This is a genomic window from Bacillus mojavensis (assembly GCF_012648005.1).
In the GTDB taxonomy this organism is placed as follows: domain Bacteria; phylum Bacillota; class Bacilli; order Bacillales; family Bacillaceae; genus Bacillus; species Bacillus mojavensis.
Window position 1 is genome coordinate 1048096 of record NZ_CP051464.1, and the last position, 24718, is coordinate 1072813.

The window sequence follows — 24718 nt, forward strand, 5'->3', positions numbered from 1 at the left end:
TGTGCTTTTGGGCACGAAAGCATTATATCAGAAAAAAACGAAAATCCGTGTTTTTTCACAATTATGAATTTAAAAAAGCGAGCACGTGGCGTGCTCACTTTACGATCAGAACCGGTATGTCTGATTTCGCCGAAAGCTTTTCACTTACACTTCCAAACAAAAGCTTCTTCAGTCTGTTTTGGTCTCTGCTTCCGGTTACAATCAGATCGGCTGAAACCCGGTTGGCATGCTCGATAATTGATTCAGCCGGGTCACCTTCTAATATATCGATATCTCCCTCTGTCAGCTGATCATTCAGCATCATTCTGGCTTCGGCGATGACTTCTTCCGTACGGTCTTCATAAATCATTGGCTCCGGTGGCGCAACATCTGATATCAGCGGATCAGGAACACTTGTCATGCCTCCGCCAATATAGCTTGCCCCTGCTGCGGGCCTCGGCGGGTCGATGATGGTCTGGTTGTCTTTCATATCATGTGAATGGGCGACTGTAATGGCTGCATTTACCGTTTTCGCAAGATCAATGGCTGTCTGAAGCGCTTTCTTACTGTTTTCACTTCCGTCAAACGCAACAATAATACGGTCAGCATGAAACATCATTCTCACCCTTTCAAAAACGTCGTACAATACAATACCCGAAATAAAATCTATTTAATCTTTTTCTCGGTAGTAATGATTGACAAAAAAAGGTTTTGTTTATATTATGGAAAAAAGAGTGAAAAATCAGAATGAATGGAGGGTTTGCTATGCCAAGGAATGATATGTCTTACAGAACAGTTTCATATTGGCGCGGCAAACCCTTATTCTGTTTTTTTTGATTTGGGTTAATCCGCGCGCCGAAAAGCGCTCTGTACAGCATAATCGATAACAAAAGGCATGGAGCTGACGCTTCATGCCTTTTTTATATACAAAATCTTAAGAAAGACAGGTGTATCGGATGTGAAGACAAATACAGAGGCGAGGATTGGTTATGACAAACTGAACGAAAAGAGCTGCAAGGAAAAAATAGAAGGCGGCTGACGAGATAAAGGAGATGGGGATGGATGTTTTCAGTATTGAAAAAGCTGGGCTGGTTTTTTAAAGCCTACTGGCTGCGCTATACGATTGCGATTGTGCTTTTATTATGTGTAAATGTACTTGAGATGTTTCCGCCTAAACTGTTGGGGAACGCCATCGACGATATGAAATCGGGGGAGTTTACCTCAGGCGGGCTGCTGTTTTATGTCAGCGTATTTTTAGGTTTGACGGCGGTGGTGTATATCATGTCTTATTTTTGGATGCACCAGCTGTTCGGCGGAGCGAATGTGATGGAGAAAATTCTCCGCTCTAAGCTGATGGGTCATTTGCTGAAAATGGCACCGCCGTTTTATGAAAAATACAGAACAGGAGATTTAATGGCGCGGGGGACAAATGATCTCCAGGCTGTCAGTTTAACGACGGGGTTTGGCATTTTGACATTAGTCGACTCCACGATGTTTATGATGACGATCTTTTTGACGATGGGATTTTTGATCAGCTGGAAGCTGACGCTTGCAGCCATTATACCGCTACCCATTATGGCTGTTGCGATCAGCATATACGGTAGTAAAATTCATGAAAGGTTTACAGAGGCACAACATTCATTCGGAGCGCTGAATGACAGGGTGCTCGAATCGGTCTCGGGAGTGAGAGTGATTCGAGCTTATGTGCAGGAAACGAATGATGAACGCCGTTTTAATGAAATGACGGCCGACGTGTACCGGAAGAATATGAAGGTAGCCTTTATCGATTCTCTGTTTGAGCCGACTGTTAAGCTGCTTGTCGGCGCCAGCTATCTGATTGGGCTGGGGTATGGAGCGTTTCTTGTTTTCCGCAATGAGCTGACGCTGGGCGAGCTTGTTTCCTTTAATGTCTATTTGGGCATGATGATTTGGCCGATGTTTGCGATCGGTGAATTAATTAATGTGATGCAGCGCGGCAACGCGTCCTTAGATCGGGTAAATGAAACCCTTTCTTATGAACCGGACGTGACAGATCCGAAGCGGCCGTCTGATCTAAAAGAGCCTGGAGACATCGTATTCAGCCATGTCAGCTTTACATATCCAAGCTCAACAAATGTAAATATTCAGGATATTTCTTTTACCGTGCGAAAAGGGCAGACTGTCGGGATTGCCGGTAAAACTGGGAGCGGGAAAACGACGATCATTAAGCAGCTTTTGCGCCAGTATCCAGCCGGTGAAGGGAGCATCACATGTTCAGGTGTGCCGATTGAGCAGATTCCTCTTGATCGGCTCCGCGGGTGGATTGGATATGTGCCACAGGATCATTTACTGTTTTCCCGGTCTGTAAAAGAAAACATCTTGTACGGAAAGCTTGACGCAAGTGATGCTGAGGTAAAGAAGGCTGTTTCAGAAGCTCATTTTGAAAAAGACTTGCAAATGCTTCCGGCCGGTCTGGAGACAATGGTGGGTGAAAAAGGCGTCGCACTCTCTGGAGGGCAAAAACAAAGAATTTCAATCGCGAGGGCGCTGATGGCGAATCCGGAGATTTTAATCCTGGATGATTCTCTTTCCGCTGTAGATGCGAAAACAGAGGCGGCCATTATCAGCAATATCAGGAAAAACCGCAAAGAGAAAACGACATTTATTCTGACGCACCGTTTATCCGCTGTGGAGCATGCCGATCTCATCCTTGTGATGGACGGCGGCGTGATTTCTGAGAGAGGCACACATCAAGAGCTGATGGCCAATAACGGATGGTATCGGGAACAATACGAAAGGCAGCAGCTGTTCACTGCGGAAGAAGGGGGAGCAGGGGCATGAAGACAGGAAAAACCTTATGGAGATACGCACTCCTATATAAAAAATTGCTCATCACTGCCGTCCTGTTGCTTGCGATTGCAGTCGGGGCAGAGCTGACCGGACCGTTTATCGGCAAAAAAATGATTGACGACCACATTCTCGGCATTGAAAAAACATGGTATGAGGTCTCAGAAAAAGATAAAAATGCAGTTGAATTTAACGGCACTTCCTACGTCAGGGAGGACCGGATGCAGGGATCGGCTGCTAAAGAGAAAGAAGTGCATATTTATCAAGTGGGAATGGCGTTTTATTTCGTTGATCAGGCTGTCAGCTTTGACGGGAACAGAACGGTTTCTGACGGAAAGCTGACGATCACTAATGGGAACGAAACCCGGACGTATCCTGCTGAACAGCTGACAAAGCAGGAGATTTTTCAGTTCTATAAGCCGGAAATGAAGGGGATGACGTTTCTCATTTTTCTGTATGCAGGTTTGCTTGTCTTCTCGGTATTTTTCCAATATGGGCAGCATTATTTATTGCAGATGAGTGCCAACCGCATTATTCAAAAGATGAGACAGGATGTGTTTTCCCGCATTCAGAAACTGCCGATCCGTTATTTTGATAATCTTCCCGCGGGCAAAGTAGTCGCTAGAATTACAAATGATACCGAGGCAATCAGAGATTTATATGTGACAGTGCTATCGACGTTTGTGACAAGCGGCATATATATGATCGGGATATTTACGGCGTTGTTCCTGCTGGATGTAAAGCTCGCGTTTTTATGCTTGGCGATTGTGCCGATCATCTGGCTGTGGTCGATTATCTACCGGAAATACGCTTCCTATTATAATCATCAAATCCGTTCGATCAATAGTGACATTAATGCAAAAATGAATGAGTCCATTCAAGGGATGCCGATCATTCAAGCTTTTCGCCATCAAAAAGAAACAATGAGAGAGTTTGAGGAATTAAATGAATCCCATTATTACTATCAGAACAGGATGCTGAATTTAAACTCCTTAATGTCACACAACCTTGTGAATGTGATCCGCAATCTTGCGTTTGTTTGTCTGATCTGGCATTTTGGCGGCGCAAGCCTAAACCCGGCAGGAATTGTTTCCATCGGTGTGCTGTACGCGTTTGTGGATTACTTAAACCGCTTATTCCAGCCGATTACAGGTATTGTCAATCAGTTTTCTAAACTGGAACTGGCGCGGGTGTCCGCCGGGCGTGTTTTTGAACTGCTTGAAGAAAAGGAAACGGAAGAAGCGGGTGAACCGGCGAAGGAGCGCGCGCTGGGGCGGGTTGAATTTCGAGACGTATCATTTGCTTACCAAGAAGGAGAAAATGTTTTGAAACACATCTCCTTTACAGCACAACAAGGCGAAACTGTAGCGCTTGTCGGCCATACCGGATCAGGCAAGAGCTCGATTTTGAATATCCTCTTCCGCTTTTATGATGCGCAAAAAGGGGATGTGCTCATCGATGGGAGAAGCATTTACAGCATGTCAAGGCAGGAACTTAGATCCCATATGGGAATTGTGCTTCAGGACCCTTATTTATTTTCAGGAACAATTGGTTCTAACGTTAGTCTGGAGGATGAAAGAATTTCAGAAGAAGACATCATAGAAGCACTGCGGCAAGTCGGGGCTGAGTCGCTTCTTGAAAAGCTTCCGAAAGGCATCAGCGAACCTGTCATTGAAAAAGGCAGCACGCTATCATCGGGAGAGCGGCAGCTTATTTCCTTTGCAAGAGCTCTGGCGTACGATCCCGCCATTTTGATTTTGGATGAAGCAACAGCGCATATTGATACTGAGACAGAGGCTCTGATCCAGAAGGCGCTGGATGTAGTGAAACAAGGGCGCACGACATTTGTCATTGCCCATCGGCTTTCAACCATCAGAAACGCGGATCAAATTTTAGTGCTTGAAAAAGGCGAAATTGTTGAGAAAGGGAATCATGAGGAACTAATGGCATTAAAAGGGCAATATTATCAAATGTATAAGCTGCAAAAAGGGCAGAAGCATTCCATTGCATAGCTTTCAAAAACCCAAGACATCCAATGTTTTGGGTTTTTGTACGCATTAATAAGCCAGTCCTGCCCGGCAGCCGATATAGTTTCCTGTAAGAAGCTCGTGATACAGAAAAGCAGCAGTGTCACCGACAGTGATCATTTTGCCTTCTACCGGCAAGACGTTGCGTTCTGCACGGTATTCACCCGTTTCTTCTCCGTCGGGAAGATATGTGGGGCAAATAATGGTCCAGTCTAAGGACGAAGCTCTGAGCATTTCATATACCTTTGCATGCTCCTTGGCAGCACGGGTCAGTTTTCGTTTTGATTCATTTGTTTCAAATCGATATTTTCCTGGTTCAATCCGTGAATTAAGAATGCCCGCGGTGCCAATCGTTATGACCCGTTGGATATGCTGTTCCTGCATAATGGCAAGAATATGTGTCATGGCAGCTGACAGCGTATCATCGCCATCTGTACCAAGACAGCTGATGACGATCTGAGCATCTTTCATGATTTCTTTCACATGTTCCCGGCAGCGAGCATTCCCGATAACGATCCGTTCTTTCGGCAGGCCAATTTTATTATTTGGTGACCTGAGCAAGGCGTAAATATCAAGTTGTTCATCGTTGCCTGCCAATTTTAAAAAGGCTTGTCCTACCCGGCCGCTTGCCCCAAATAAAGCAATTTTCATGAAAAAACCTCCTCGCCCCCATTATAAAAGGATGTACTCAGTTTGAACAGCGTGGGAAAGAATACCTGTACAAGAATGCAGAACGATGGGAAACATATTCGTTAATCATGGATATACTTACGAACTGCACCAGCTCCCAATTCACAATCGCGATGAATGGCACCCTGATTCCCTCCCTTTTTTTCTAGGATATGTGGAGCAGGAAAAAAGGGTGACAAATATAAAGAAGGCGCGGAAACCGCGCCTTCTGTCAGCCATTTATTGAATTGTTATTGTACGCGGCCGCCCATGTTCTGCTGAGCGAAAGATACTAAACGTTTTGTGATTTCTCCTCCGACAGAACCGTTAGCGCGGGAAGTCGTATCCGCTCCAAGGTTAACGCCGAATTCAGAAGCGATCTCAAGTTTCATTTGGTCGATAGCCTGAGCTGCGCCAGGTACTAGCAATTGATTTGAAGAGTTTTGGTTAGCCATGTGTAAAATCTCCTTTTTTATTTGATATGGTTGGGTTAACTGGAGTTGCACCAGTCTGTGGACCCGACTCGGGTGTCACTGCCGTCTCGGCGTAACCCAATGCTTTGCCGGCTTGTTACTACGTATTATGTTAGATTTGACTGAAACTCATGCGGGCATTTTAGTGGTAAATCTTGAGAAACATAAAAAAAGCTTAGCCGTTCAGGCTAAGCTAATCGTAAATATGAAAAAGCATCAATTCATGTACCTCGTTTTTGAGTGCAGGCTCATCAGCACGGGCGGGATACAAACCTCCCCATTCAATCTCGCCGTTTTTATGATAGATGCCTTCATAATGCGTGCCTTTATAGTAAAACGAAATGGTCCATCCGGGCAGTTTTTCTTTTTGAAATAAAGGTTTCCAGCTGAAATGAGAAATCATCAGGGGACCACGCTCCTTGAAGTTGATATCAATTGACATGGATACGGACGAATTATATTCATTGTATCATTGTTGCAAAACATCATTGAAGGGACTTTATGATGTGACTTGTCCCAGCGATGAATAAACTTCAAGCCCGCTTTTACATAAAGCGGGCAAATTAGGATGGCCACAGCGATTCATGGGAGGTAATCGCCATCTTCGAAAGATATGACGCATATTCAAAGCTTCTTCGTTTTGTCAAAGAATCGACAGACTGCAGATTCGGATGAGAAAAAATACTGCGGCCCGGACGTGAATTCGCTTCAAACATCCATACCTTACCGTTTTGATCAATGCCAAAATCAAAACCGATCTCGCCAACGAACCCATCGATATGGTCATGAAGCACTTGGCTGGCGGTCAGCGCCGCCGCAGAAAGCTTTTTAATGACATGTATTCGTTCCGTCGGATCATCATATACTTCGGCCAGTGTTTTCACTACCCCGCCATTGGATAGGTGTGTTGTAATGCTGTTTTCTCCTGAAATTTTTACTGCGATGGCAGTCACAGTCCATTTCCCTTTCCCGTTTTTATTTGTATGAACGCGGAAATCGGCTGGTTTTCCCTCAAATTCAATTAAATGTACCCCTTGCTGAACGAGAAAGACAGCGGGATCATGCTGTTTTTGAAATTCATCCAAAAATGCGGAAGCATCGGGATAGTCGATTGAAGAAAAAGATTTAGCATCATTTGTATGTTTCACAGTCAAACCGGATTCCGTTTTGGCGAGCTGATAAATCCCGGTGCCGAGTGCTCCGTCCGCCGGTTTTATATAAACCTTGCCGAATGAATCACTCAGCTCTTCAATCTGCTCAACAGTGGGATGAAGGATTGATTTTGGTAAAAAAGGAGCCGTTCTTGGGTCTTTTTCCAGCAATTGATGAACATCCCATTTGTTGAAAAATGTTTTGTTGAACCATGGAATTTGATATTCATTGATCAGCCGGTTTTTTGTATTCTGCAAGACAATTGAATTCTCGATTTTTCTGTTTGGCAAACGGTCATACACGACGTTCGGCAGCGGGACAATGTGTTTCTCCCAGCCGTTTTCCCTGTATAGAAGCGCTTCAATCGTTCCTTCCTGCCAATTGATTTGGTGCGCGCCAAACACGAAGCAATAGCTTCCTGTTTGTTCATGCAAAGTGAGCAGTTTAGAAAAAAAGAGAGATCGATCCTTAAAAGGGCGCTCAAGTGAGGCGGTAAACCCCGCGGTGAAGATGCCGATTAACGGACCAATGTGCACCGAATGATCATGAATGAGAATATCAGCCCGGCTGCGGTGCGGTATCAACAGTTCGTGAAACAGATTTTCAGAGAGGAGCACTGTCTGTTCGAGATTTCGTCTGAAAGTAACATGGCATCTGACAACCTTCGTTCCAAATGAGGCAGACAAAAGGCCGTCTTGCTTCATTGCGGAGGGCAGAAACAGAGTATTTTCACTGTTTTTGTCTATGCCGATCAAAAACCGTTTACGATTCACGCGGAAGGACTCCTTTCTGGTTTTGCAGCGAAAATAGATATTTGCACCGCTTAAGAGGACAAGTAAATAGATGTTCTTTTTTCTCAGGGGAAACATGAAGTATTGATTTTCTGCCTGGTTTAGAATTGATATCCAGGATCCAGATTCTCCCGTCCTTCGCAAGGCATATATCCAGACCAAGTTCAAATAACGGCCCGTATCGCTCATCCAGATAATAAGGAACCGATTGGGTAATCGAGAATACGTCATCCAATAGAACTACCTGCTGTTTTTTCGGAATATTTTCAAACCATGTATCAAATGTAAGCGTATCCGATCCGCCTGATAAATTGGCCAGCAGCCCATTTTTGTATCCGCGTCTCACTGCCTTTCCAACGGTATGCCATTCACCGTCCTCATTTTTTTGCATAAACAGCCGGATATCACACGGATATTGCTCCTTATCTTGGATATTTAAATAAGGCTGTATCAAATATTGGTGCTGCAGAACTTTTTTGCACCAGGTTTTAAAAGAAGCTTGGTTAGAAAAGGATTTTGTCTGTTTATCCTTTCCGATATGGTAGGTGGCGGTTATGTTTTTTTTGCCGAGCTCCAGAAGTATAACGCCTCTGCCGCCAGCACCGAACGCCGGCTTTAAAATACAGGCTTTTTCTTTCAATAAATACGAATGGATTTGTTCAAATCGGCTCACCTTCATGGTTTCTGGAATGTAAGGATTGATCACAGAATGCTCCTGCAAATCTTGAAGCACCGTCCATTTATCAGGAAGACCCCGCCCGATAAATTCGGTTTTCGGATATTTTTTGAGCCATTCAACGATCGGCTTTGCTTTTTGGGATTGTGAATCCTTCCCATAAAAACAGCGGTCATAAATATAATCGGGAATCGCAAGTTCTGTTTCGTTCCAATTGTTGCTCGCTGGGTGATAAACGAGCGCTTTGACACGCAGGGTGTCGGGCAAAATGTCAAACGGTGTAAAGCGGATCAAACGTATGCCGAATTCGGGCGCTCTTACGGCCAATTCTGCGGAAAAATCCTGCTCATGCTGGCGGGTTAAGGACATAAAACCGAGTGTTATCATGGTGAGACTCCCCCTTTTATTAAAAAGCTGCCGGCGGGTGTCAGCAGCGTAACGCTTCAAAAAACATCAGGAACACAGCTGTCGGTAGTCTACTTTACAGATTACGATTCAGCATCTTGCCCTATTCCTGTTAAACAAGCTGATTTTATGGCACTGTGTTTTGTCTCCTTGTTTGCTAAGTGATCACACCAACCTCTATAATACAAATAGGTCATTCTATTTATGAAAAAGTAAAAGCACAGATGGAGGCAGATGAGCAGGAATGGGTATTGCAGGAACCTTTATATTTATGATCGTGATCGGCGCAGTTATCGGCGCGGTGACGAATCATTTAGCAATTCAAATGCTATTTAGGCCGTATAAGGCATATTATTTGTTTGGAAAACGAGTCCCTTTTACTCCGGGATTGATTCCGAGAAGACGTGATGAGCTTGCGAAACAAATGGGGCTGATGGTGGTAAACCATTTATTAACGCCTGAGGGTATTAAAAAGCGGCTTGTCTCAGATTCAGCCAAAAAGCAGGCGCTACAAGTCGGGGAACAGCTGATTCAGAACCTGTCGTTATCTGAAATGACAGTAAAAGCAGCGCTTGAAAAAATCGGAGTAAAGCATCCGGGTGAAGCGGCAGACGCCTGGATCAGCCGCTGGACGGATGATAAATTGAATGAACTATTCCGCCGATATGAGCATCAAACGTTAAAAGAAGCACTGCCATTGGAAGTGCAGGAAAAGCTTGAAGAGAAGATACCGATGATTTCAGGCTATATTTTATCGCGAAGCATTCGTTATTTTGAAAGTGAAGAGGGAAAAATCCGTCTCGGCAATATGATTGATGACTTCTTAAAAGAACGCGGTATGCTTGGAAGTATGGTGCAAATGTTTCTCGGCAATTCAAGCCTTGCTGATCGCGTGCTGCCGGAGCTTCTGAAGTTTTTGCGGAATGAGGAAACGAATAAGCTGCTTTCTGATCTTCTGAAAAACGAATGGGGCAAGCTGAAGGAGTATACATTTAATGAAGCGGACGAAAAATGGAACGCAAAAGTATTAATCTTTAGCCTGAAGCGAAGAGTGCTGCAAGCATTTTCAACTGCTCCGTTTTTTGAAAATACGATTGGCTCGCTTACTGCCCGCTATGAAGATGATCTGAACCATCGTGTCCTGCCGGCGCTTTTAGACAAATTGCTTGAGGGGATTTCAACCAATCTCGAAAGTGTATTAAAACGAATGCGCCTTGAGGAAATTGTAAAGGAGCAGGTGGATCAGTTCCCGGTACAGCGTCTTGAAGAAATGGTGCTGTCGATTTCGAAAAAAGAATTTAAAATGATAACCTATTTGGGCGGCCTTCTCGGCGGAATCATAGGTGCGATTCAAGCTTTGTTTGTCATCCTTTTTTAAGAAGAAACGGGTTTCGATTAATGAAAGGAGCTCCATAGTCTGTTATAGTGGAGGGGTATGTCAATTGGCAATGATGAAAGGAGCTATGTACAATGGCTGTTAATTTTTATGATGTAGCGTATGATCTGGAAAATGCATTGCGCGGGAGCGAAGAGTTTACCCGTTTAAAAAACCTGTATGATGAAGTAAACGCAGACGAGTCTGCGAAACGGATGTTCGAAAACTTCCGTGATGTGCAGCTGAGACTTCAGCAAAAACAAATGGCTGGAGAAGAAATTACAGAAGACGAAGTGCAGCAGGCTCAAAAAACTGTTGCGCTTGTGCAGCAGCACGAAAAAATCTCTCAGCTGATGGAAGCGGAGCAGCGTATGAGTATGCTGATCGGCGAATTAAACAAAATCATTATGAAGCCTTTAGAAGAGCTTTACGGCAGTGTCGAAGGCTAATCTATCAAAATCCCTTCTGGATAAGAAGGGATTTTTTTATTCGTTCAGCAAATTTGAAAATCCAGCGACTTTTTGACCTCTCCATTAATGATCACTGATAATGTGTGAATTCCTTTGTAATGTTTTCTTGTAGATAAATCCTTAAATGATTGCGTTTTGGTATATGATTTTGTTTCGTTTTTTCCTATATTCGTTTCTGTTATTTTAAATACCTTTCGATGACGCATCCCTCTGGCTTTTACGTAATCAATGGCGTACTCAATTCTTACTTTTTGATCCCTGTTTGAATGAATGTGAAAAGTAAACTTGAGGGTTTCACCAATAGAAATACGGCTGGGCTCGCACGTTAAATCCTGCAGTTGAATCGAATCAGCATCATGATAGCCAAAAAGTGATAAAGCCTGTTTATCGCCCTTTTTTAACAAGGTCCGGTAAGCGTGTTTGATGATCCAGTCTGTATGAGGATGTGTTCCATACCATTGTTCAGCGACTTTTTTCAGCAAGTGAGGATGTGTTTTTGATATATCATTAAGGTTGTTGGCCACACTTTTTCTCACATACAAAGACTCGTCCTGCATCAGCTGCTCAAGGATCGGCAGCACGGGGGAGGGGTCCGATTTTAAAGCGGGTATCGATTTTCCCCATGGAAGGCGGGGCCTGCTTCCTTCACTCGCAAGTCTTCTCACGTGCTCATTTTCATGCTTAGACCATATCAGCAATTGCGCAATCATTTTTTCCTGATCTAAAAGCAAAAAAGGCCTCACAGCAAATTCTGAAGTAGAATAATGCGTAAAGTATTCTAATGCCTTCATTGAATCATCCCAATGCTCTAATCCGTACTGTTCCACATAGTCAGGAAAAATGATTCCGCTGAGTCCCTTAAAATGAGGAGCTGCATCCCATAATACTGCAAGCGCTTCACCGTAATGTTTCGGCAGTGTTTCGTATAAAGCAACGGTAATGCGGCGCATGCGTTCTTTTAAAGCGAGCGCAGGCCATTCTTCCTGCATTGAGAGTTCCTCGAATCTGTCTTTGTTGAACGCTGGATAGGTTTCTTTTACAGTATCTATTAATTGAGAGATCAGTTCTTGATTATAAATTTCTTTTAAACCAGTCATCGGACCACCGCTTTTCAGTTGATTGTTTCTATTATATGCGAATGTATGTTCTTGTTCAAGTGATGATATCCAATAATTAACATTCTGCGCTACCTTAGTTACACAGATATTGGTTACTTTTTTTAGTTAAAAAAACCCTTGTCTTCTGCAGAGAAAACTGCGATAATAACATTGAAAGCGCCTACACTTACCTATTTCAAATGGATACGGTCGCATATCATGCCGTTATATAGAGGGGATAAGCAACAGAGAGTAAGTGTTCGGAGCGCATCATTGGTCAAATAAGGGGTTCCTAATACATGATTTTTCGTAAATCGAAATAACGATATTAGGGAGAATGGCTGCTTCGATCGTATCCTATCATGTTTGCATAAATAAAGCCTGCTGAGTCAGGCTTTTTTTGCTGTGCAGAAAAGGTTGTTCTAAACACAGAGACAGGGTCATATCCTATACATAAGTACAGTCATCAAGGAGGGGGACATCTCTGTGTCAAAACAATTGCTTGCCTTAAACATAGATGGAGCGCTGCTTCGATCGAACGGGAAAATTCATCAGGCGACGAAAGATGCGATTGAATATGTTAAGAAAAAAGGGATTTACGTCACACTTGTCACCAACCGCCATTTTCGCTCAGCTCAGAAAATAGCAAAATCGCTGAAGCTTGATGCAAAGCTGATCACCCACAGCGGCGCCTATATCGCTGAGAAAATAGAAGCGCCTTTTTTTGAAAAAAGAATTTCTGACGACCATACTTTTAATATTGTTCAAGTGCTAGAGAGCTATCAATGTAACATCAGGCTTCTTCACGAGAAATATTCGATTGGAAACAAGAAAAAGGTCAATTCAAATTTGCTTGGAAAAGCGCTGATCCACCCGTCAGATCCCATCTTTTACCCGGTTCAGTTTGTTGAATCGTTAAGCGATCTTCTGATGGATGAACCGGTTAGTGCGCCCGTCATCGAAGTGTATACAGAACACGATATTCAGCAAGACATTACCGAAACGATCACAAAAGCCTTCCCGGCGGTTGACGTGATTCGCGTAAACGATGAGAAAATGAACATTGTTCCAAAGGGAGTTTCGAAGGAAGCGGGCCTTGCACTTGTCGCTTCGGAACTGGGACTGGCGATGGAGGATGTAGTCGCTATCGGCCATCAGCAAGACGATCTTCCGATGATTGAGCTTGCCGGCCTTGGGGTAGCAATGGGGAACGCTGCACCGGAAATAAAGAGAAAGGCCGATTGGGTCACGAGGTCAAATGACGAGCAAGGCGTCGCATATATGATGAAAGAATATTTCCGTATGCAGCAGCGAAAAGGGTTCCTCGATAAGTTCCACATGAAACGCGTATAAAAAAGCCGCTCGCGCCCAGACAGGTGCGGCGGCTTTTTTGCCGGATTGATTTTAGCTATTTATTTCTGTACACTTAAGAAAGTTTTGAATCTGATAAATTAGGTGATGAAGTTGCAAATGAAAATAGAAGGCATACACGATGACCGCCTTCATCGGCCACTGCAAAATATCGCAAATTTGTTTTATGAGGAATGCGATCTTGTCTACGGCGGAGAGGAGCCGGCGGATCTTGTCATCTCTTTAGCGTGCACGCAAACGGATGAGCATGTGACGGTTTCAGGAGAAGTGAAAGGAACCGGAATTAAGGAACACCATACGAAATCTTTTTCTCCTGATATGAATGAAAAAGAAGCTTTCAAACAAGTTAAAAACACAATTTCTTATGTTTACTTAAATCTTCTTCAAGCGCATACGGGCATGACGCAAAAGTGGGGAATCCTCACGGGAATCCGCCCGACGAAGCTGCTTCATAAAAAGCTTCAAAGCGGGATGCCGAAGGAACAGGCGCATGCAGAATTGAAAAAAGACTATTTAATTCATGATGAGAAAATCGAATTGATGCAGCAAATTGTCGACCGGCAGCTGGCGGCGGTGCCTGATTTGTATCAAGTAAAAGAAGAAGTCAGTATTTATATCGGTATTCCTTTCTGCCCGACCAAATGTGCGTATTGCACCTTCCCTGCATACGCCATCCAAGGACAAGCAGGCAGAGTCGGCTCATTTTTGTGGGGGCTGCATTACGAAATGCAGAAAATCGGCGAATGGCTGAAGGAGCATGACGTCAAGGTCACAACCATTTATTTTGGCGGCGGGACGCCTACCAGCATTACAGCGGAAGAGATGGATCTTCTGTATGAAGAAATGGTCCGCTCCTTCCCGGATGTGAAAAATATTCGTGAAATTACTGTGGAAGCCGGCCGCCCCGACACGATTACTGAAGAAAAACTTGCCGTGTTGAACAAATATGATATTGACCGGATCAGCATTAACCCGCAATCCTATGAAAACGAAACGCTCAAGGCGATCGGCCGTCATCATACGGTGGAAGAGACCATTGAAAAATATCATCTGTCACGCCGGCACGGCATGAATAATATCAATATGGATTTAATTATCGGATTGCCTGGAGAAGGCGTGAAGGAGTTCAGACACAGCCTTTCAGAAACCGGGAAACTGATGCCGGAATCGCTGACTGTTCACACCCTTTCCTTTAAGCGGGCGTCAGAAATGACAAGAAATAAACATAAATACAAAGTTGCCGGGAGAGAAGAGGTTTCTCAAATGATGGATGATGCGGTAGCTTGGACGAAAGAGCATGGATACGTGCCTTATTATTTATACCGCCAGAAAAATATTCTTGGAAATCTGGAAAACGTCGGGTATTCGATTCCGGGCCAGGAAAGCATCTACAACATTATGATTATGGAAGAAGTGCAGACGATTATCGGCATCGGCTGCGGTGCGGCAAGTAAATTTATTGATCTGGATACAGGGAAAATCACACACTTTGCCAATCCGAAAGACCCGAAATCATACAATGACCGATTTGAGCACTACACGGACGAAAAGATCAAATATTTAGAGCAGATTTTTGAGAGAACGACAAAGCAGCACTGATCACAGTGCTGCTTTTTTTTATCCCCGCTGTTTTTTCACAGGCTGAACGTCCGGCTTCCATTTAAACACCTTGTTCAGCTGGCGGTAAATCCATTTTGATTCTTTTGTTAATAATGGCCCCAAAATCGCCAGAATAAGGACATATAGTGCGGCGAATGGCTTTAATGTGGCTGACAGGCCGCCGGCTATGCCGAGATTGGCGACGATAATCGAAAACTCTCCCCGTGATACGATCGTAAGACCGATATTGGATGAGGCTTTATGAGAAAGCCCTGCGCGGCGTCCCGCCACCATTCCGGCGATAAAGTTTCCGAATATGGTCAGGATCACAGCTCCCAATGCCAGCCAAACCGCTTCACCAAGTGAAAAAGGGTCTATGCTGAGGCCGAAGCTGAAGAAGAACATCGCGCCGAAAAAGTCGCGAAACGGAACGACAAGGTGCTCAATCCGATCGGAATGCTCTGTTTCTGAAAAGACCAAACCGAGCAGCAGCGCGCCGATGGCTTCTGCCACATGAATTGTCTCTGAAAACCCGGCGATGAAAAAGAGCGCTGCAAAAATGACGATAATAAACACTTCATTCGAGCGAATGTCCAACAGCTTATTCAAAAGCGGCGGGAGCTTTCTGGCTGCGATAAAAAACAGCAGCATATAGCCAAATGCGATCAGAATGGACAAAAGCGCACTCCCGACTGATGTCGCGTCTCCAAGCACAAGGCCGGAAACAACAGACAAATACACGGCAAGGAAAATATCCTCAAACATAATAATGCCGAGAATCAGTTCGGTTTCCGGGTTGGCCGTTCTTTTTAAATCGACCAGCACTTTTGCGACGATCGCGCTCGAAGAAATGGTGATGACGCCTGCCAGCACGAGGACTTCCAGGAAAGAAAACCCGGTGATAAAGCCATAAAGCAGTCCAAGGCTGAAGTTAATCAAGATATAAATTGATCCGCCAATTGCGATGGATTTTCCAGACTTGATCAGCTTTCCGACAGAGAATTCAAGTCCGAGATAGAAAAGGAGGAAAAGCACGCCCATCCGCCCGAAAAACTCAATGATTTCACTGCTCTCTATAAACGTGAGGTCAATAATCCCGACTTTAGGGGCATGAGGGCCTAGCAGCATCCCTAAAATAATGAGAAACGGGATAATTGAAAACTTAATTTTATTTGCGATGACACTGGCAATCGCCACAAGCACAAGCGCGGTTCCGACTTCAAACACAAGATGATCCATCCGCAGATCACACGCCCTCTCTAGAAAGAAAATCATGAGTCAGCTTTTTCAGATGCTTTCTTTCACCTGAGAGGACAAGTGTATCATCTTCTTCAATCACAGAGTCAGCACCCGGATTTAAAAACTTTTGCTGGTTGTGTTTAATGATGGCGATGACAGTGACATCATAGTTTTGACGGACATCAAGTTCGCCGAGGGTGCGCCCGATTGACTTCGCGCCTTTTTCCACCTTAAACCACTCAATAATGAGGTCGCTAAACGCCATCTCAATGGACTCCAGCGCCTGTGGCTTATAGACCATGCCGCCTAAAATCGCGGCAATTTGCCTTGCTTCGGAATCATCCAATGAAATATTGGAAAGAAGCTCATCCGGATCCCGGTCATCAAACCGATAGATTTCTCTTCTTCCGTCATCATGAATAATAATCGTCATTTTTTCGCGGTTTCTTGTTTCAATTTCAAATTTTTTGCCGATTCCCGGCAGGTCGTTTTCTTTTATATTCAATGAGAATCCCTCCGAATGTAGTATTGGCATAATGACAGGGTACAAACAAAACGGTATCCATTCATATTCGGAGGTAATTAGACTGGTATTTGATCGGGATGGCACAAACCCTTTCCAGCCTGTTGATGTGAGGATCATCAAGCGGTTTGGCAGATAACGTTCTGATAGACTGCGCCAATGGATTGTACTCTTTCAAAAACTCCGCCAGATGCAGACTGCCCGGTGACGGCGTTTTGGCTGATTGTGATTCTTTTGGATATGAGGACATTGGCACATAGCTGTCAGTGCTTGCATCAAACTGGGAGGGCAGGACCACGTCAGAAGGGGGAAAGTACACCATAAATAAGCTTAATAGAAAGCTGATCAGCAATTTATCCATGTTACCTTCCCCCTTTCTCATTCGATATCCCTTCCATTTCACTATATAAAACTTTATGTTCCCATTCAAATGATATGCATTTTTCAGTATCTATTGACCTTGAAAAATAAAAAAGGTTTCTTTAAGGACGGCGGGGAATGTATATGAGAAAGAAAAAAAGAAAGCGTATACATGGAGGTGTTTCATATGGATTATATTCAATATGAACTGAAGGGGCCTGTGGCAGAAATTGTGCTGAATCGCCCTGATGCTCATCACGCCTTGAATGAGCAAATGCTGTTCGAACTGAAGGAGGCGTGTGAAAAGGTTTCTGAAAGCGAGGCGCTCATCGTCCTCCTGAGAGGTACCGGAAAAAGTTTTTCGGCAGGCGGTGATATACGGATGATGACTTCTGGTCATGATCCTGATCAATTTAGGCAGCTGATGGATACGATCGAAGCCATTACTTTAACGTTATACGAAATGAAAAAAGTGACAATTGCCGCTGTCCATGGTGCTGCCGCGGGACTGGGTCTGAGTTTAGCACTTTGTGCTGACATTGTGCTTGCAGAGAAAAATGCTGTACTTGCAATGAACTTTATCGGCATCGGACTTGTTCCTGATGGCGGGGGCCATTATTTGCTGAAAAAAAGGATTGGGGAAGCGAAAGCGAAAAAGCTGATTTGGAGCGGGAAAAAGCTATCCGCTGAAGAAGCGGCTGGCATGGGTCTCTTGGATGGTACATTTAACGGAGAGCCTGCGGAAGGTGCAAGACCTTATGTTGAAACACTTTTAGCCTCGCCTCTACTGGCAATGATTGAGACGAAAGCCATTTTTCAGAGCCTCCATATTGATGAATTGAAGAAGGTGCTGGCTCTTGAACGAAGTGCCCAGGAGAGAATGAGGATGACAAAAGATCACCAGGAAGGAATCCGTGCGTTTTTAGAGAAACGGGAGCCAAAGTTTCAAGCGTAACAGATCAGCCGGGAAGCTGATCATCTCTGAAACAAAATCAGCTTTCCGGCTGCATTCACTAAACGATGGGTATGATGATGAAGCTCTTTTTCCTTTAACAGGGCTTCACCCTGCTTTTTTGCCGCATCTTCGTTTTCCGCCTCAAATCGCTCGTTTATCAGTGTTTCTCCCGAAGGATCAAAAGCCGTAAGAAAATACTCCGCCATCATATTTCGCCTCCAACTATATCATTTATCGTTCCTTCTCCATTTATATTCTAAAAAAGCAAACCAAAATCCTTTATTATGTTTTAACCATATATAGTATATAATGGGTCGAGGAAGGAGGAGATTCGGTGCTGACGATTGATCACGTAACGAAGACATTTGGAGATTATAAAGCGGTTGACGGATTGAATTTAGAAATCCCGGAACAGCAAATGTTTGGCCTCTTAGGCGCAAACGGAGCGGGAAAAACGACGACCTTTCGCATGATTCTCGGCTTATTAAGCATTACGAAGGGTACGATCAGCTGGAAAGGCCGCCCCGTCAACTACAGTATGAGCAACAAAATCGGGTATTTGCCGGAAGAGCGCGGACTTTATCCAAAAATGAAGGTAAAGGACCAGCTTGTCTATCTGGCAAGATTAAAAGGTATGGAGAAAGGCGAGGCTGTAAAAGAGCTCGGAACATGGCTTGAACGCTTCAATATAACAGAATACGAGAATAAAAAAGTAGATGAGCTTTCAAAAGGAAACCAGCAGAAAATCCAGTTTATTTCGTCGGTTTTGCATAAGCCTGAGCTGCTGATTCTCGATGAACCATTCAGCGGGCTGGACCCTGTCAATGTCGAGCTGTTGAAGGAGGCTGTTATCTCTTTGAAAAACAGCGGTGTCTCGATTTTATTTTCCAGCCATCGGATGGAGCATGTCGAGGAGCTGTGTGAGCACCTTTGTATTTTGCAAAAAGGAAAGCCTGTTGTGCAAGGCAGTCTGAAGGAAATTAAACGTTCATTCGGCAAAAAGAATGTGACCATTCATTCCGATGACGATCTGCATTTTTTACAGGGGCACGAAGGCATTACGCAATGGAAGGAAACGGCCGGCGGCGTAAAGCTCCAAATTGCCAATGAAGACATCTCTCAAGAGATCTTCGCCATGCTCCAAGGTAAAGGTTTTATTCGAAAGTTTGAGCTTGAAGAGCCGTCACTCCATGACATTTTTATAGAAAAGGTGGGGGCCGTCTATGAATAAATTTTTGATCATGCTTTCTCATACATATAAAAATAAAATTATGGCAAAATCTTTTATTATTTCTACTGTCGTCACGGTTTTGCTTGTTTTGGCTGTCACTAACTTAGAATCGATCATTTCTTTGTTTCAAGGAGAAGACACAAAAGAGAAAATTGCTGTTATTGATGAAACAAACGAATTATATCCGATTTTCTCAAAGCAGCTGAAAGCAGTCGATACAGACAGCGATCTTGATGTGAAGCAGTCTAAGCAACCAGAGGAAAAAGTTACAAAGCAGGTCAAAGATGAAACGCTTGACGGCATGCTCATTATCAAAAGAGATGAAAAAGGGACGATCTCAGGGACGTACAAAGCGTTAACGATTTCGGATGAAAGCACGGTTCAAACACTGCAGCAGGCGTTAACGCAAACAAAAACCGCTGTTGGAACAGAGGAACTCGGCGTTTCGCAGGAAACCATCAGCAGCCTCTATGCGCCTGTCACTGTCGGGCAGGAGGCGCTGAAAGAGGGTGCAAAGTCTGAGGAAGAGCTGGGGCAGGCGATGGGGCTTGTTTACATTATGCTGTTTGTCATCTATTTCTCCGTTATTATGTATGCCAGCATGATTGCGATGGAGGTTGCGACCGAAAAATCTTCGCGTGTCATGGAAATCCTCATCTCAAGCATGCCGCCGATCCAGCAAATGTTTGCAAAGCTGTTAGGCATCGGGCTCGTCGGAATAACACAGCTTGCTGTCATTATTTCTGCCGGATATCTGTCGCTGAAGCTGAACAAAACGAGCGAAACGGCTTCATCTGTCGGCGGTTTTCTTAATCTGACCGACGTTCCCGTTTCCACCGTGATATATGCGGTTATTTTCTTTTTGCTCGGTTACTTTTTGTATGCGACACTGGCCGCGTTTCTTGGCAGCGTCGTCAGCAGAATAGAGGACGTGCAGCAAACGATCACACCGATGACGCTTTTGGTGGTTGCCGGTTTTATGATTGCCATGTTCGGACTAAACGCTCCTGAAGCAGGATTTATTACGGTCACGTCGTTTATCCCGTTCTTTACGCCGATGATTATGTTCTTGCGCGTCGGCATGCTTGAAATTCCGTTTTGGCAGGCGGCTGCCGGCATCGGGATAACTCTGCTTACCATTATCATACTTGCCGTCATTGGCGCCAGAATTTATAAAGGCGGCGTCTTGATTTACGGCAACTCAAGCGCATTTAAAGCAATCAAACAAGCGCTGCGTTTGGCAAAAAACTGATTAAAAAACAGCCTGGGAATGCTCAGGCTGTTTTTTAATTGTATTCGTTCTGACAGAACGTGCATTCGTAAGAAATCGGTGCTAAAATAAGGGTACTTCATCCTGGAAAGGAGCAGAATGTTGACTGATCTAACCTTTATTCATGCGGCAGATCTTCATCTCGACAGCCCGTTTTACGGGATATCGCATCTGCCGGAACCTATTTTTGCCCGGATCAAAGAAAGCACGTTTTCAAGCGTGAGACATATCATAGATGCTGCAATCACAGAGAACGTTGATTTCGTTTTGCTGGCGGGGGATTTGTTTGATGAGGCCAATCGAAGTTTAAAGGCGCAGCTCTTTTTGAAAAAACAGTTCGATAGACTTAGAGAGTACGGGATTTCAGTCTATGTGATTTTTGGGAACCATGATCATCTCGGCGGAGAATGGACGCCGATTGAATGGCCGGAGAATGTTCACATGTTTACATCCCCAGTCCCTGAAGAAAAATCGTTTTATAAGAATGACAGGCGCGCAGCAAGCATTTACGGTTTCAGCTATCAGACCAGAGCCGTGAAGGAAAACCAAGCCGCCCGCTACCGGAGATCAACTGACGCGCCCTTTCATATCGGGATGCTCCACGGCACGTTATCAGGATCTGAAGGGCACGATCCATATTGCCCGTTTACTCAGTATGATCTTGTGAAAAGCGGGATGGATTATTGGGCGCTTGGCCATATTCACAAACGCCAGGTTGTTTCTGCCGGGCACCCAGCCGCGATATATCCGGGAAATCCTCAAGCGCGCCATATGAAGGAGACAGGAGATAAAGGCTTTTATCTTGTCCGTGTGGAGCGCGGAGATATGTCCTATGAATTTAAGAAAGCGCATGACGTCCTATGGGAGAAAGCAGAAATTGATGTGTCAGCGGCAGAGAATATGACCGCGCTCTTTCAAATTGTCGAGGACACGTTTTCAAAACTGCGGAAAAAGGGGACTCCTGCATGTGTGAAGCTTGTATTACAGGGGACCGCGCCAGAATGGTTATTGGATGCGCCGAGAGGTTCACTGGACGAGCTGCTTGAAGCCTTTCAGGAGCAAGAGGCGGACGAGGAGAATTTTATATGGCCGCTTTCATTGGAAGATGAGATGGAAAATGAAGCAGAGCTTAACAGCCTTGATCCTTTTTTTGGCGGTTTATTGGAAGACATTGAACAGACTGAACTTGCAGGCGTGCTGGAAGGGCTTGAACGGCATCCGGTATATAGGAGACACGCAGACCGGTTTAGTCAAGAGGAGACCAAGGAAATAAAAGAGCAGGCACAGGTTCTATTGAAAAGACAGCTTAAGGTGCTTGAGACATGAGGCGGTGAAAGCTATGCGAATCATATCATTACATATCTACCAATACGGAAAATTTTCAAACCGGACCTTTCACTTTTCCGCCTCGCCTGTCCAATTAATCTATGGATTAAATGAGGCAGGAAAAACGACGATGATGTCATTTATAGAAAGCATGCTGTTTGGATTTCCGAAATCGAAAAAATATGAACCGAAATCAGGCGGCGTGTATGGCGGTGTTCTTGAGGCTGAGCACCCTGAATACGGCGTGATGAAGATTGAACGGACAAAAGGAGCCGCTGAGAAGGTAAGGGTGTACACAGAATCCGGGGAAGTAAAGCAGGAAGATTTTCTAAAGCAGCTGTTCCAGGGCACGGACAGGGCGCTGTACAAAGCCATTTACTCGTTTGATGTATTCGGATTGCAGGAAATTCACACCTTTAATCGGGACAAGATCGGGGAATTCCTGCTGTTTTCCAGCCTGTTTGGCGCTGAGGCTGTATCAAAGCTTGATTCAAGGCTGACGAAGGAAAGCGAAAGGCTCTTTAAACCGAACGGCCGAAATCCTCATTTGAATCAGGAATTGGAAACGCTGAAGCAGCTGGCAGCAAAGCTGAAACAGGCTGAGACAGAGGAGGCGGGCTATCATCAGCTTCTTGAGGAGAAAAGAACGCTCGAATCCCGTCTTGCAGCCGCTGAAACAGAGCTGAAAGAGACTGCGGAACATATTCGAAGCATTGAAAGAGCCATTGAACTGAAACCGATGCTAATCGAAAAAACTGCGCTGGAACAGGCGATTGAACAATATCCGGAGCATGCGGGGCAATTCCCTGCTGACGGATTACATCGTTTAGAAAAGTATGAATCCCATCTTCATCCGAAATCCGCACAGCTGGAGGCGCTTCGGGTAAAGCTTGCAGAGTTGGACAAACAGCTGCAAAAGCTTAAACCAAATGAGGCCATATTGAAGAATGAAGCACTTATCTCAGAGCTATCATCAGCGTATCATATGTACCAATCCTACGGGGAACAGCTTGCCGCCATCCAGGCTCAGCTGCGCCAGTCCTCTTCACAGGCAGCGGCCGGGCTGGAGCAGCTAAATAAAACAGATGAAAATGAACTGCTGAATATGAACACGTCCTATGACTATGAATGGCAGCTCCAGCAGACGGTGCGGCATTACGTGCAGGCGAGAGACAGAAAAAGACAGCTTGATGAAGTGTTTGAAGTGGCGAGGCGCGAGCTGGAAGACGCTGAAAGGGCAGTTCGTGACATATCTTCCGCCATCCTTGAAATCAGCCAAAGAAAAGAAAAAGAAGCCGTTCTTAAAGCATATGATGAAGCACAGGGACAGCATCAAGAGCAGATGAAACTGAGGGAACAGCTGAAGTTCTTCGAAAGGCAGCAGGCGAAACAAAAGAAGACCGTGATGGCAGCAGGCATTCTCTTCATGGTTCTCTTTCTGCTGCTGAAGCAATGGATTCCTGCTATATGCATCGGCGCCGCACTCGTGCTGTATGCCTTTACAACTGGCAGAAAGCCGCTATCTTCTGAAGAAGTAAGGGAGAGGGAAGAGCCAGAAATGGATATTTCTCCGCGAGAAGCCGAAGCGATTAGAGAAGCGTTATGGGAGGATGACCGCAATAAACAGCACCTTATATCGTTGCGGGCAGAGCTTCAGCAAAAAGAGGCAGCTTACGAAAGGATCATTGAGCAATTTGAACAGTGGGAGGCCGATATGGCTCCCTCCTTCACCCAAGCTGAGCAATTCATGAATGAACTCGGATTTAAGGAAGACCCTTCCTTCTTACTGGATGCTTACAATGTAATGAAGGACGTACAAAAAGAAGTGAAGAAAAAACATGAGCTGACGATCGAAGCCGGGAGACTACAAAAGCTTCGGCGGACATTTGAGGAACGCGTCAGAATGCTGCATCCTGACAAAATTCATTCTCAAACCCCCGTGGCTGATGTCCTTCACGAACTGCGGAAAAACGCGGAACGCGAAAAAGAGATTGAGAAGCAAAAAAGAGAAATGAATAAAGATATTCAATTTCACGAAGAGCAGGTGCTGGAGCTGGAGCAAGAAATACGTTATTTCCAAGCACAGATCGAACAATTATTCACTGAAGCGGGAGCAAAAGACAGAAATGAGTTTTTCGCCATAGCCGACATCAGCAAGAAATGGAAGGATATTGACACAAAGCTGTATAACGTAAATGCACAGCTTCAAGGTGTCAGCTCAGCAGAACTTAATCTGGCAGACTCCGGCACTCTTTCTGAATTGGAGCAAAAAAGACTGCAGGAACATGAAAAAAAAGAACGGCTCGATGAGGAGCTGAAACAGCTGCGCGCTCAAATCGCATTGCTTTTGGTCAAACAGGAACAGTTAGAGGCTTCGGGATTGGTCTCTGACCTCAAATTGCAAACTGAAATGCAAAAAGAGCGTGTGAAAGAATCTGCAAAAAAATGGACTTCGATTCAAATGGTCAGACATGTGATCAAAAACAAAATGGAGCGGCATAAAAAAGTCGGTCTGCCGCGTCTTTTGGAGACAGCCGAGAAATTCTTCCGCCCGCTGACTGACGGCAGCTATCAATCAATTTATTTTTCCGAAACAGATGATTCCATCCTGGTCATGAACAGTGCTGGAACGGTATTTCAGGCGGAAGAGCTGTCTCAGGGCACGTGTGAACAGCTGTATACAGCAATTCGTTTCGCTCTGGCCGTTACTCGTCAGGATGGGGCTATGCTGCCCTTCCAGCTCGACGATAGCTTTGTCCATTTCGATCAGAAACGACTGAACCGCGTGCTGGAAATGCTTTCTGTTTTATCAGGAGGGGAACGGCAGATTTTCTATTTTACATGCCATGAACATGTAAAAACCGCGTTTCAATGTGATCAAATCACCCATTTAGTGTCATAAAT

The 24718-nt window shown here is 44.7% G+C and carries 23 protein-coding genes; 11 read left to right on the forward strand and 12 right to left on the reverse strand.

What is annotated here, in order from left to right; genetic code table 11:
* Window positions 1–94: 94 nt before the first annotated feature.
* Window positions 95–595 carry a universal stress protein gene (locus HC660_RS05385; RefSeq protein WP_010333566.1) on the reverse strand — a complete coding sequence of 167 codons (501 nt, stop codon included), beginning with the start codon at window positions 593–595 and terminating at the stop codon, window positions 95–97.
* 446 nt (window positions 596–1041) lie between these two features.
* On the opposite strand from HC660_RS05385, the gene bmrC reads away from it, so the two are divergent.
* Both bmrC and bmrD read left to right on the forward strand, forming a co-directional pair.
* Window positions 1042–2799, forward strand: coding sequence for a multidrug ABC transporter ATP-binding protein BmrC (gene bmrC, locus HC660_RS05390; RefSeq protein WP_168747311.1), 1758 nt, complete (start codon window positions 1042–1044; stop codon window positions 2797–2799).
* A complete protein-coding gene (bmrD, locus tag HC660_RS05395; RefSeq protein ID WP_168747312.1) occupies window positions 2796–4817 on the forward strand; it encodes a multidrug resistance ABC transporter ATP-binding protein/permease BmrD in 2022 nt (673 codons plus the stop codon). The genes bmrC and bmrD overlap by 4 nt, the downstream gene beginning before the upstream one ends.
* Window positions 4818–4862: 45 nt before the next feature.
* Here bmrD and HC660_RS05400 read toward each other — a convergent pair whose 3' ends face one another.
* From HC660_RS05400 to HC660_RS05425, 6 genes are all read right to left on the reverse strand, one after another.
* Window positions 4863–5483: an NAD(P)-dependent oxidoreductase gene (locus HC660_RS05400; protein ID WP_168747313.1), complete on the reverse strand. Its 621-nt coding sequence runs from the start codon at window positions 5481–5483 to the stop codon at window positions 4863–4865.
* A gap of 37 nt (window positions 5484–5520) precedes the next feature.
* Window positions 5521–5646, reverse strand: a complete 126-nt coding sequence (locus tag HC660_RS05405; RefSeq protein WP_081720765.1) for a hypothetical protein — start codon at window positions 5644–5646, stop codon at window positions 5521–5523.
* A 106-nt stretch (window positions 5647–5752) separates the two neighbouring features.
* On the reverse strand, window positions 5753–5956 hold the full coding sequence (gene sspB, locus HC660_RS05410) for a beta type acid-soluble spore protein SspB (RefSeq protein ID WP_010333571.1): 204 nt from the start codon (window positions 5954–5956) through the stop codon (window positions 5753–5755).
* A 211-nt stretch (window positions 5957–6167) separates the two neighbouring features.
* Window positions 6168–6377, reverse strand: coding sequence for a YheE family protein (locus tag HC660_RS05415; protein WP_010333572.1), 210 nt, complete (start codon window positions 6375–6377; stop codon window positions 6168–6170).
* A 160-nt stretch (window positions 6378–6537) separates the two neighbouring features.
* Window positions 6538–7899, reverse strand: a complete 1362-nt coding sequence (locus HC660_RS05420; RefSeq protein ID WP_168747314.1) for a YheC/YheD family endospore coat-associated protein — start codon at window positions 7897–7899, stop codon at window positions 6538–6540.
* Window positions 7889–8980 (reverse strand): YheC/YheD family endospore coat-associated protein, encoded by a 1092-nt coding sequence (locus tag HC660_RS05425; protein WP_168747315.1) that lies wholly within the window; start codon window positions 8978–8980, stop codon window positions 7889–7891. Before HC660_RS05425 ends, HC660_RS05420 begins: the two co-directional genes overlap by 11 nt.
* Window positions 8981–9242: 262 nt before the next feature.
* On the opposite strand from HC660_RS05425, the gene HC660_RS05430 reads away from it, so the two are divergent.
* Together HC660_RS05430 and HC660_RS05435 are read left to right on the forward strand one after the other, a co-directional pair.
* Window positions 9243–10376, forward strand: a complete 1134-nt coding sequence (locus HC660_RS05430; protein ID WP_168747316.1) for a DUF445 domain-containing protein — start codon at window positions 9243–9245, stop codon at window positions 10374–10376.
* A gap of 92 nt (window positions 10377–10468) precedes the next feature.
* Window positions 10469–10822 (forward strand): YlbF/YmcA family competence regulator, encoded by a 354-nt coding sequence (locus HC660_RS05435; RefSeq protein WP_010333576.1) that lies wholly within the window; start codon window positions 10469–10471, stop codon window positions 10820–10822.
* A gap of 44 nt (window positions 10823–10866) precedes the next feature.
* On the opposite strand, the gene HC660_RS05440 is transcribed toward HC660_RS05435, so the two are convergent.
* Window positions 10867–11940, reverse strand: coding sequence for a DNA alkylation repair protein (locus tag HC660_RS05440; RefSeq protein ID WP_168747317.1), 1074 nt, complete (start codon window positions 11938–11940; stop codon window positions 10867–10869).
* Window positions 11941–12426: 486 nt separating this feature from the next.
* Here HC660_RS05440 and HC660_RS05445 point away from each other — a divergent pair, with 486 nt between their 5' ends.
* Window positions 12427–13293: a Cof-type HAD-IIB family hydrolase gene (locus tag HC660_RS05445; RefSeq protein ID WP_168747318.1), complete on the forward strand. Its 867-nt coding sequence runs from the start codon at window positions 12427–12429 to the stop codon at window positions 13291–13293.
* A gap of 111 nt (window positions 13294–13404) precedes the next feature.
* The gene (locus HC660_RS05450) at window positions 13405–14910 is read left to right on the forward strand and encodes a coproporphyrinogen III oxidase (protein WP_168747319.1); all 1506 of its coding nucleotides are present in this window, start codon (window positions 13405–13407) and stop codon (window positions 14908–14910) included.
* A gap of 18 nt (window positions 14911–14928) precedes the next feature.
* On the opposite strand, the gene khtU is transcribed toward HC660_RS05450, so the two are convergent.
* From khtU to HC660_RS05465, 3 genes are all read right to left on the reverse strand, one after another.
* The gene (khtU, locus tag HC660_RS05455; protein WP_010333580.1) at window positions 14929–16149 is read right to left on the reverse strand and encodes a K(+)/H(+) antiporter subunit KhtU; all 1221 of its coding nucleotides are present in this window, start codon (window positions 16147–16149) and stop codon (window positions 14929–14931) included.
* Between the two features lie 7 nt (window positions 16150–16156).
* Complete coding sequence (gene khtT, locus HC660_RS05460) at window positions 16157–16654, reverse strand: K(+)/H(+) antiporter subunit KhtT (protein ID WP_010333581.1); 498 nt, start codon at window positions 16652–16654, stop codon at window positions 16157–16159.
* Window positions 16655–16715: 61 nt separating this feature from the next.
* The gene (locus HC660_RS05465) at window positions 16716–17054 is read right to left on the reverse strand and encodes a hypothetical protein (RefSeq protein ID WP_168747320.1); all 339 of its coding nucleotides are present in this window, start codon (window positions 17052–17054) and stop codon (window positions 16716–16718) included.
* A 165-nt stretch (window positions 17055–17219) separates the two neighbouring features.
* Here HC660_RS05465 and HC660_RS05470 point away from each other — a divergent pair, with 165 nt between their 5' ends.
* Window positions 17220–17987 carry an enoyl-CoA hydratase gene (locus HC660_RS05470; protein WP_168747321.1) on the forward strand — a complete coding sequence of 256 codons (768 nt, stop codon included), beginning with the start codon at window positions 17220–17222 and terminating at the stop codon, window positions 17985–17987.
* Between the two features lie 20 nt (window positions 17988–18007).
* Here HC660_RS05470 and HC660_RS05475 read toward each other — a convergent pair whose 3' ends face one another.
* Window positions 18008–18193: a YhzD family protein gene (locus HC660_RS05475; protein WP_010333584.1), complete on the reverse strand. Its 186-nt coding sequence runs from the start codon at window positions 18191–18193 to the stop codon at window positions 18008–18010.
* 128 nt (window positions 18194–18321) lie between these two features.
* Here HC660_RS05475 and HC660_RS05480 point away from each other — a divergent pair, with 128 nt between their 5' ends.
* From HC660_RS05480 to HC660_RS05495, 4 genes are all read left to right on the forward strand, one after another.
* Window positions 18322–19218, forward strand: a complete 897-nt coding sequence (locus HC660_RS05480; protein WP_010333585.1) for an ABC transporter ATP-binding protein — start codon at window positions 18322–18324, stop codon at window positions 19216–19218.
* Complete coding sequence (locus HC660_RS05485; RefSeq protein WP_168747322.1) at window positions 19211–20470, forward strand: ABC transporter permease; 1260 nt, start codon at window positions 19211–19213, stop codon at window positions 20468–20470. The genes HC660_RS05480 and HC660_RS05485 overlap by 8 nt, the downstream gene beginning before the upstream one ends.
* Window positions 20471–20587: 117 nt before the next feature.
* A complete protein-coding gene (locus tag HC660_RS05490) occupies window positions 20588–21814 on the forward strand; it encodes a metallophosphoesterase family protein (RefSeq protein WP_168747323.1) in 1227 nt (408 codons plus the stop codon).
* Between the two features lie 4 nt (window positions 21815–21818).
* On the forward strand, window positions 21819–24716 hold the full coding sequence (locus tag HC660_RS05495) for an ATP-binding protein (protein WP_168747324.1): 2898 nt from the start codon (window positions 21819–21821) through the stop codon (window positions 24714–24716).
* Window positions 24717–24718 lie beyond the last annotated feature (2 nt).

Coding starts and splice junctions, on each gene's coding strand:
- HC660_RS05430 (WP_168747316.1), top strand. CDS start 9,243: ATGGGTATTGCAGGAACCTTTATATTTATGATCGTGATCGGCGCAGTT.
- bmrC (WP_168747311.1), top strand. CDS start 1,042: ATGTTTTCAGTATTGAAAAAGCTGGGCTGGTTTTTTAAAGCCTACTGG.
- sspB (WP_010333571.1), bottom strand. CDS start 5,956: ATGGCTAACCAAAACTCTTCAAATCAATTGCTAGTACCTGGCGCAGCT.
- HC660_RS05425 (WP_168747315.1), bottom strand. CDS start 8,980: ATGATAACACTCGGTTTTATGTCCTTAACCCGCCAGCATGAGCAGGAT.
- HC660_RS05485 (WP_168747322.1), top strand. CDS start 19,211: ATGAATAAATTTTTGATCATGCTTTCTCATACATATAAAAATAAAATT.
- HC660_RS05440 (WP_168747317.1), bottom strand. CDS start 11,940: ATGACTGGTTTAAAAGAAATTTATAATCAAGAACTGATCTCTCAATTA.
- HC660_RS05435 (WP_010333576.1), top strand. CDS start 10,469: ATGGCTGTTAATTTTTATGATGTAGCGTATGATCTGGAAAATGCATTG.
- bmrD (WP_168747312.1), top strand. CDS start 2,796: ATGAAGACAGGAAAAACCTTATGGAGATACGCACTCCTATATAAAAAA.
- HC660_RS05415 (WP_010333572.1), bottom strand. CDS start 6,377: ATGATTTCTCATTTCAGCTGGAAACCTTTATTTCAAAAAGAAAAACTG.
- HC660_RS05475 (WP_010333584.1), bottom strand. CDS start 18,193: ATGGCGGAGTATTTTCTTACGGCTTTTGATCCTTCGGGAGAAACACTG.
- HC660_RS05470 (WP_168747321.1), top strand. CDS start 17,220: ATGGATTATATTCAATATGAACTGAAGGGGCCTGTGGCAGAAATTGTG.
- HC660_RS05385 (WP_010333566.1), bottom strand. CDS start 595: ATGTTTCATGCTGACCGTATTATTGTTGCGTTTGACGGAAGTGAAAAC.
- HC660_RS05400 (WP_168747313.1), bottom strand. CDS start 5,483: ATGAAAATTGCTTTATTTGGGGCAAGCGGCCGGGTAGGACAAGCCTTT.
- HC660_RS05490 (WP_168747323.1), top strand. CDS start 20,588: ATGTTGACTGATCTAACCTTTATTCATGCGGCAGATCTTCATCTCGAC.
- HC660_RS05465 (WP_168747320.1), bottom strand. CDS start 17,054: ATGAGAAAGGGGGAAGGTAACATGGATAAATTGCTGATCAGCTTTCTA.
- khtU (WP_010333580.1), bottom strand. CDS start 16,149: ATGGATCATCTTGTGTTTGAAGTCGGAACCGCGCTTGTGCTTGTGGCG.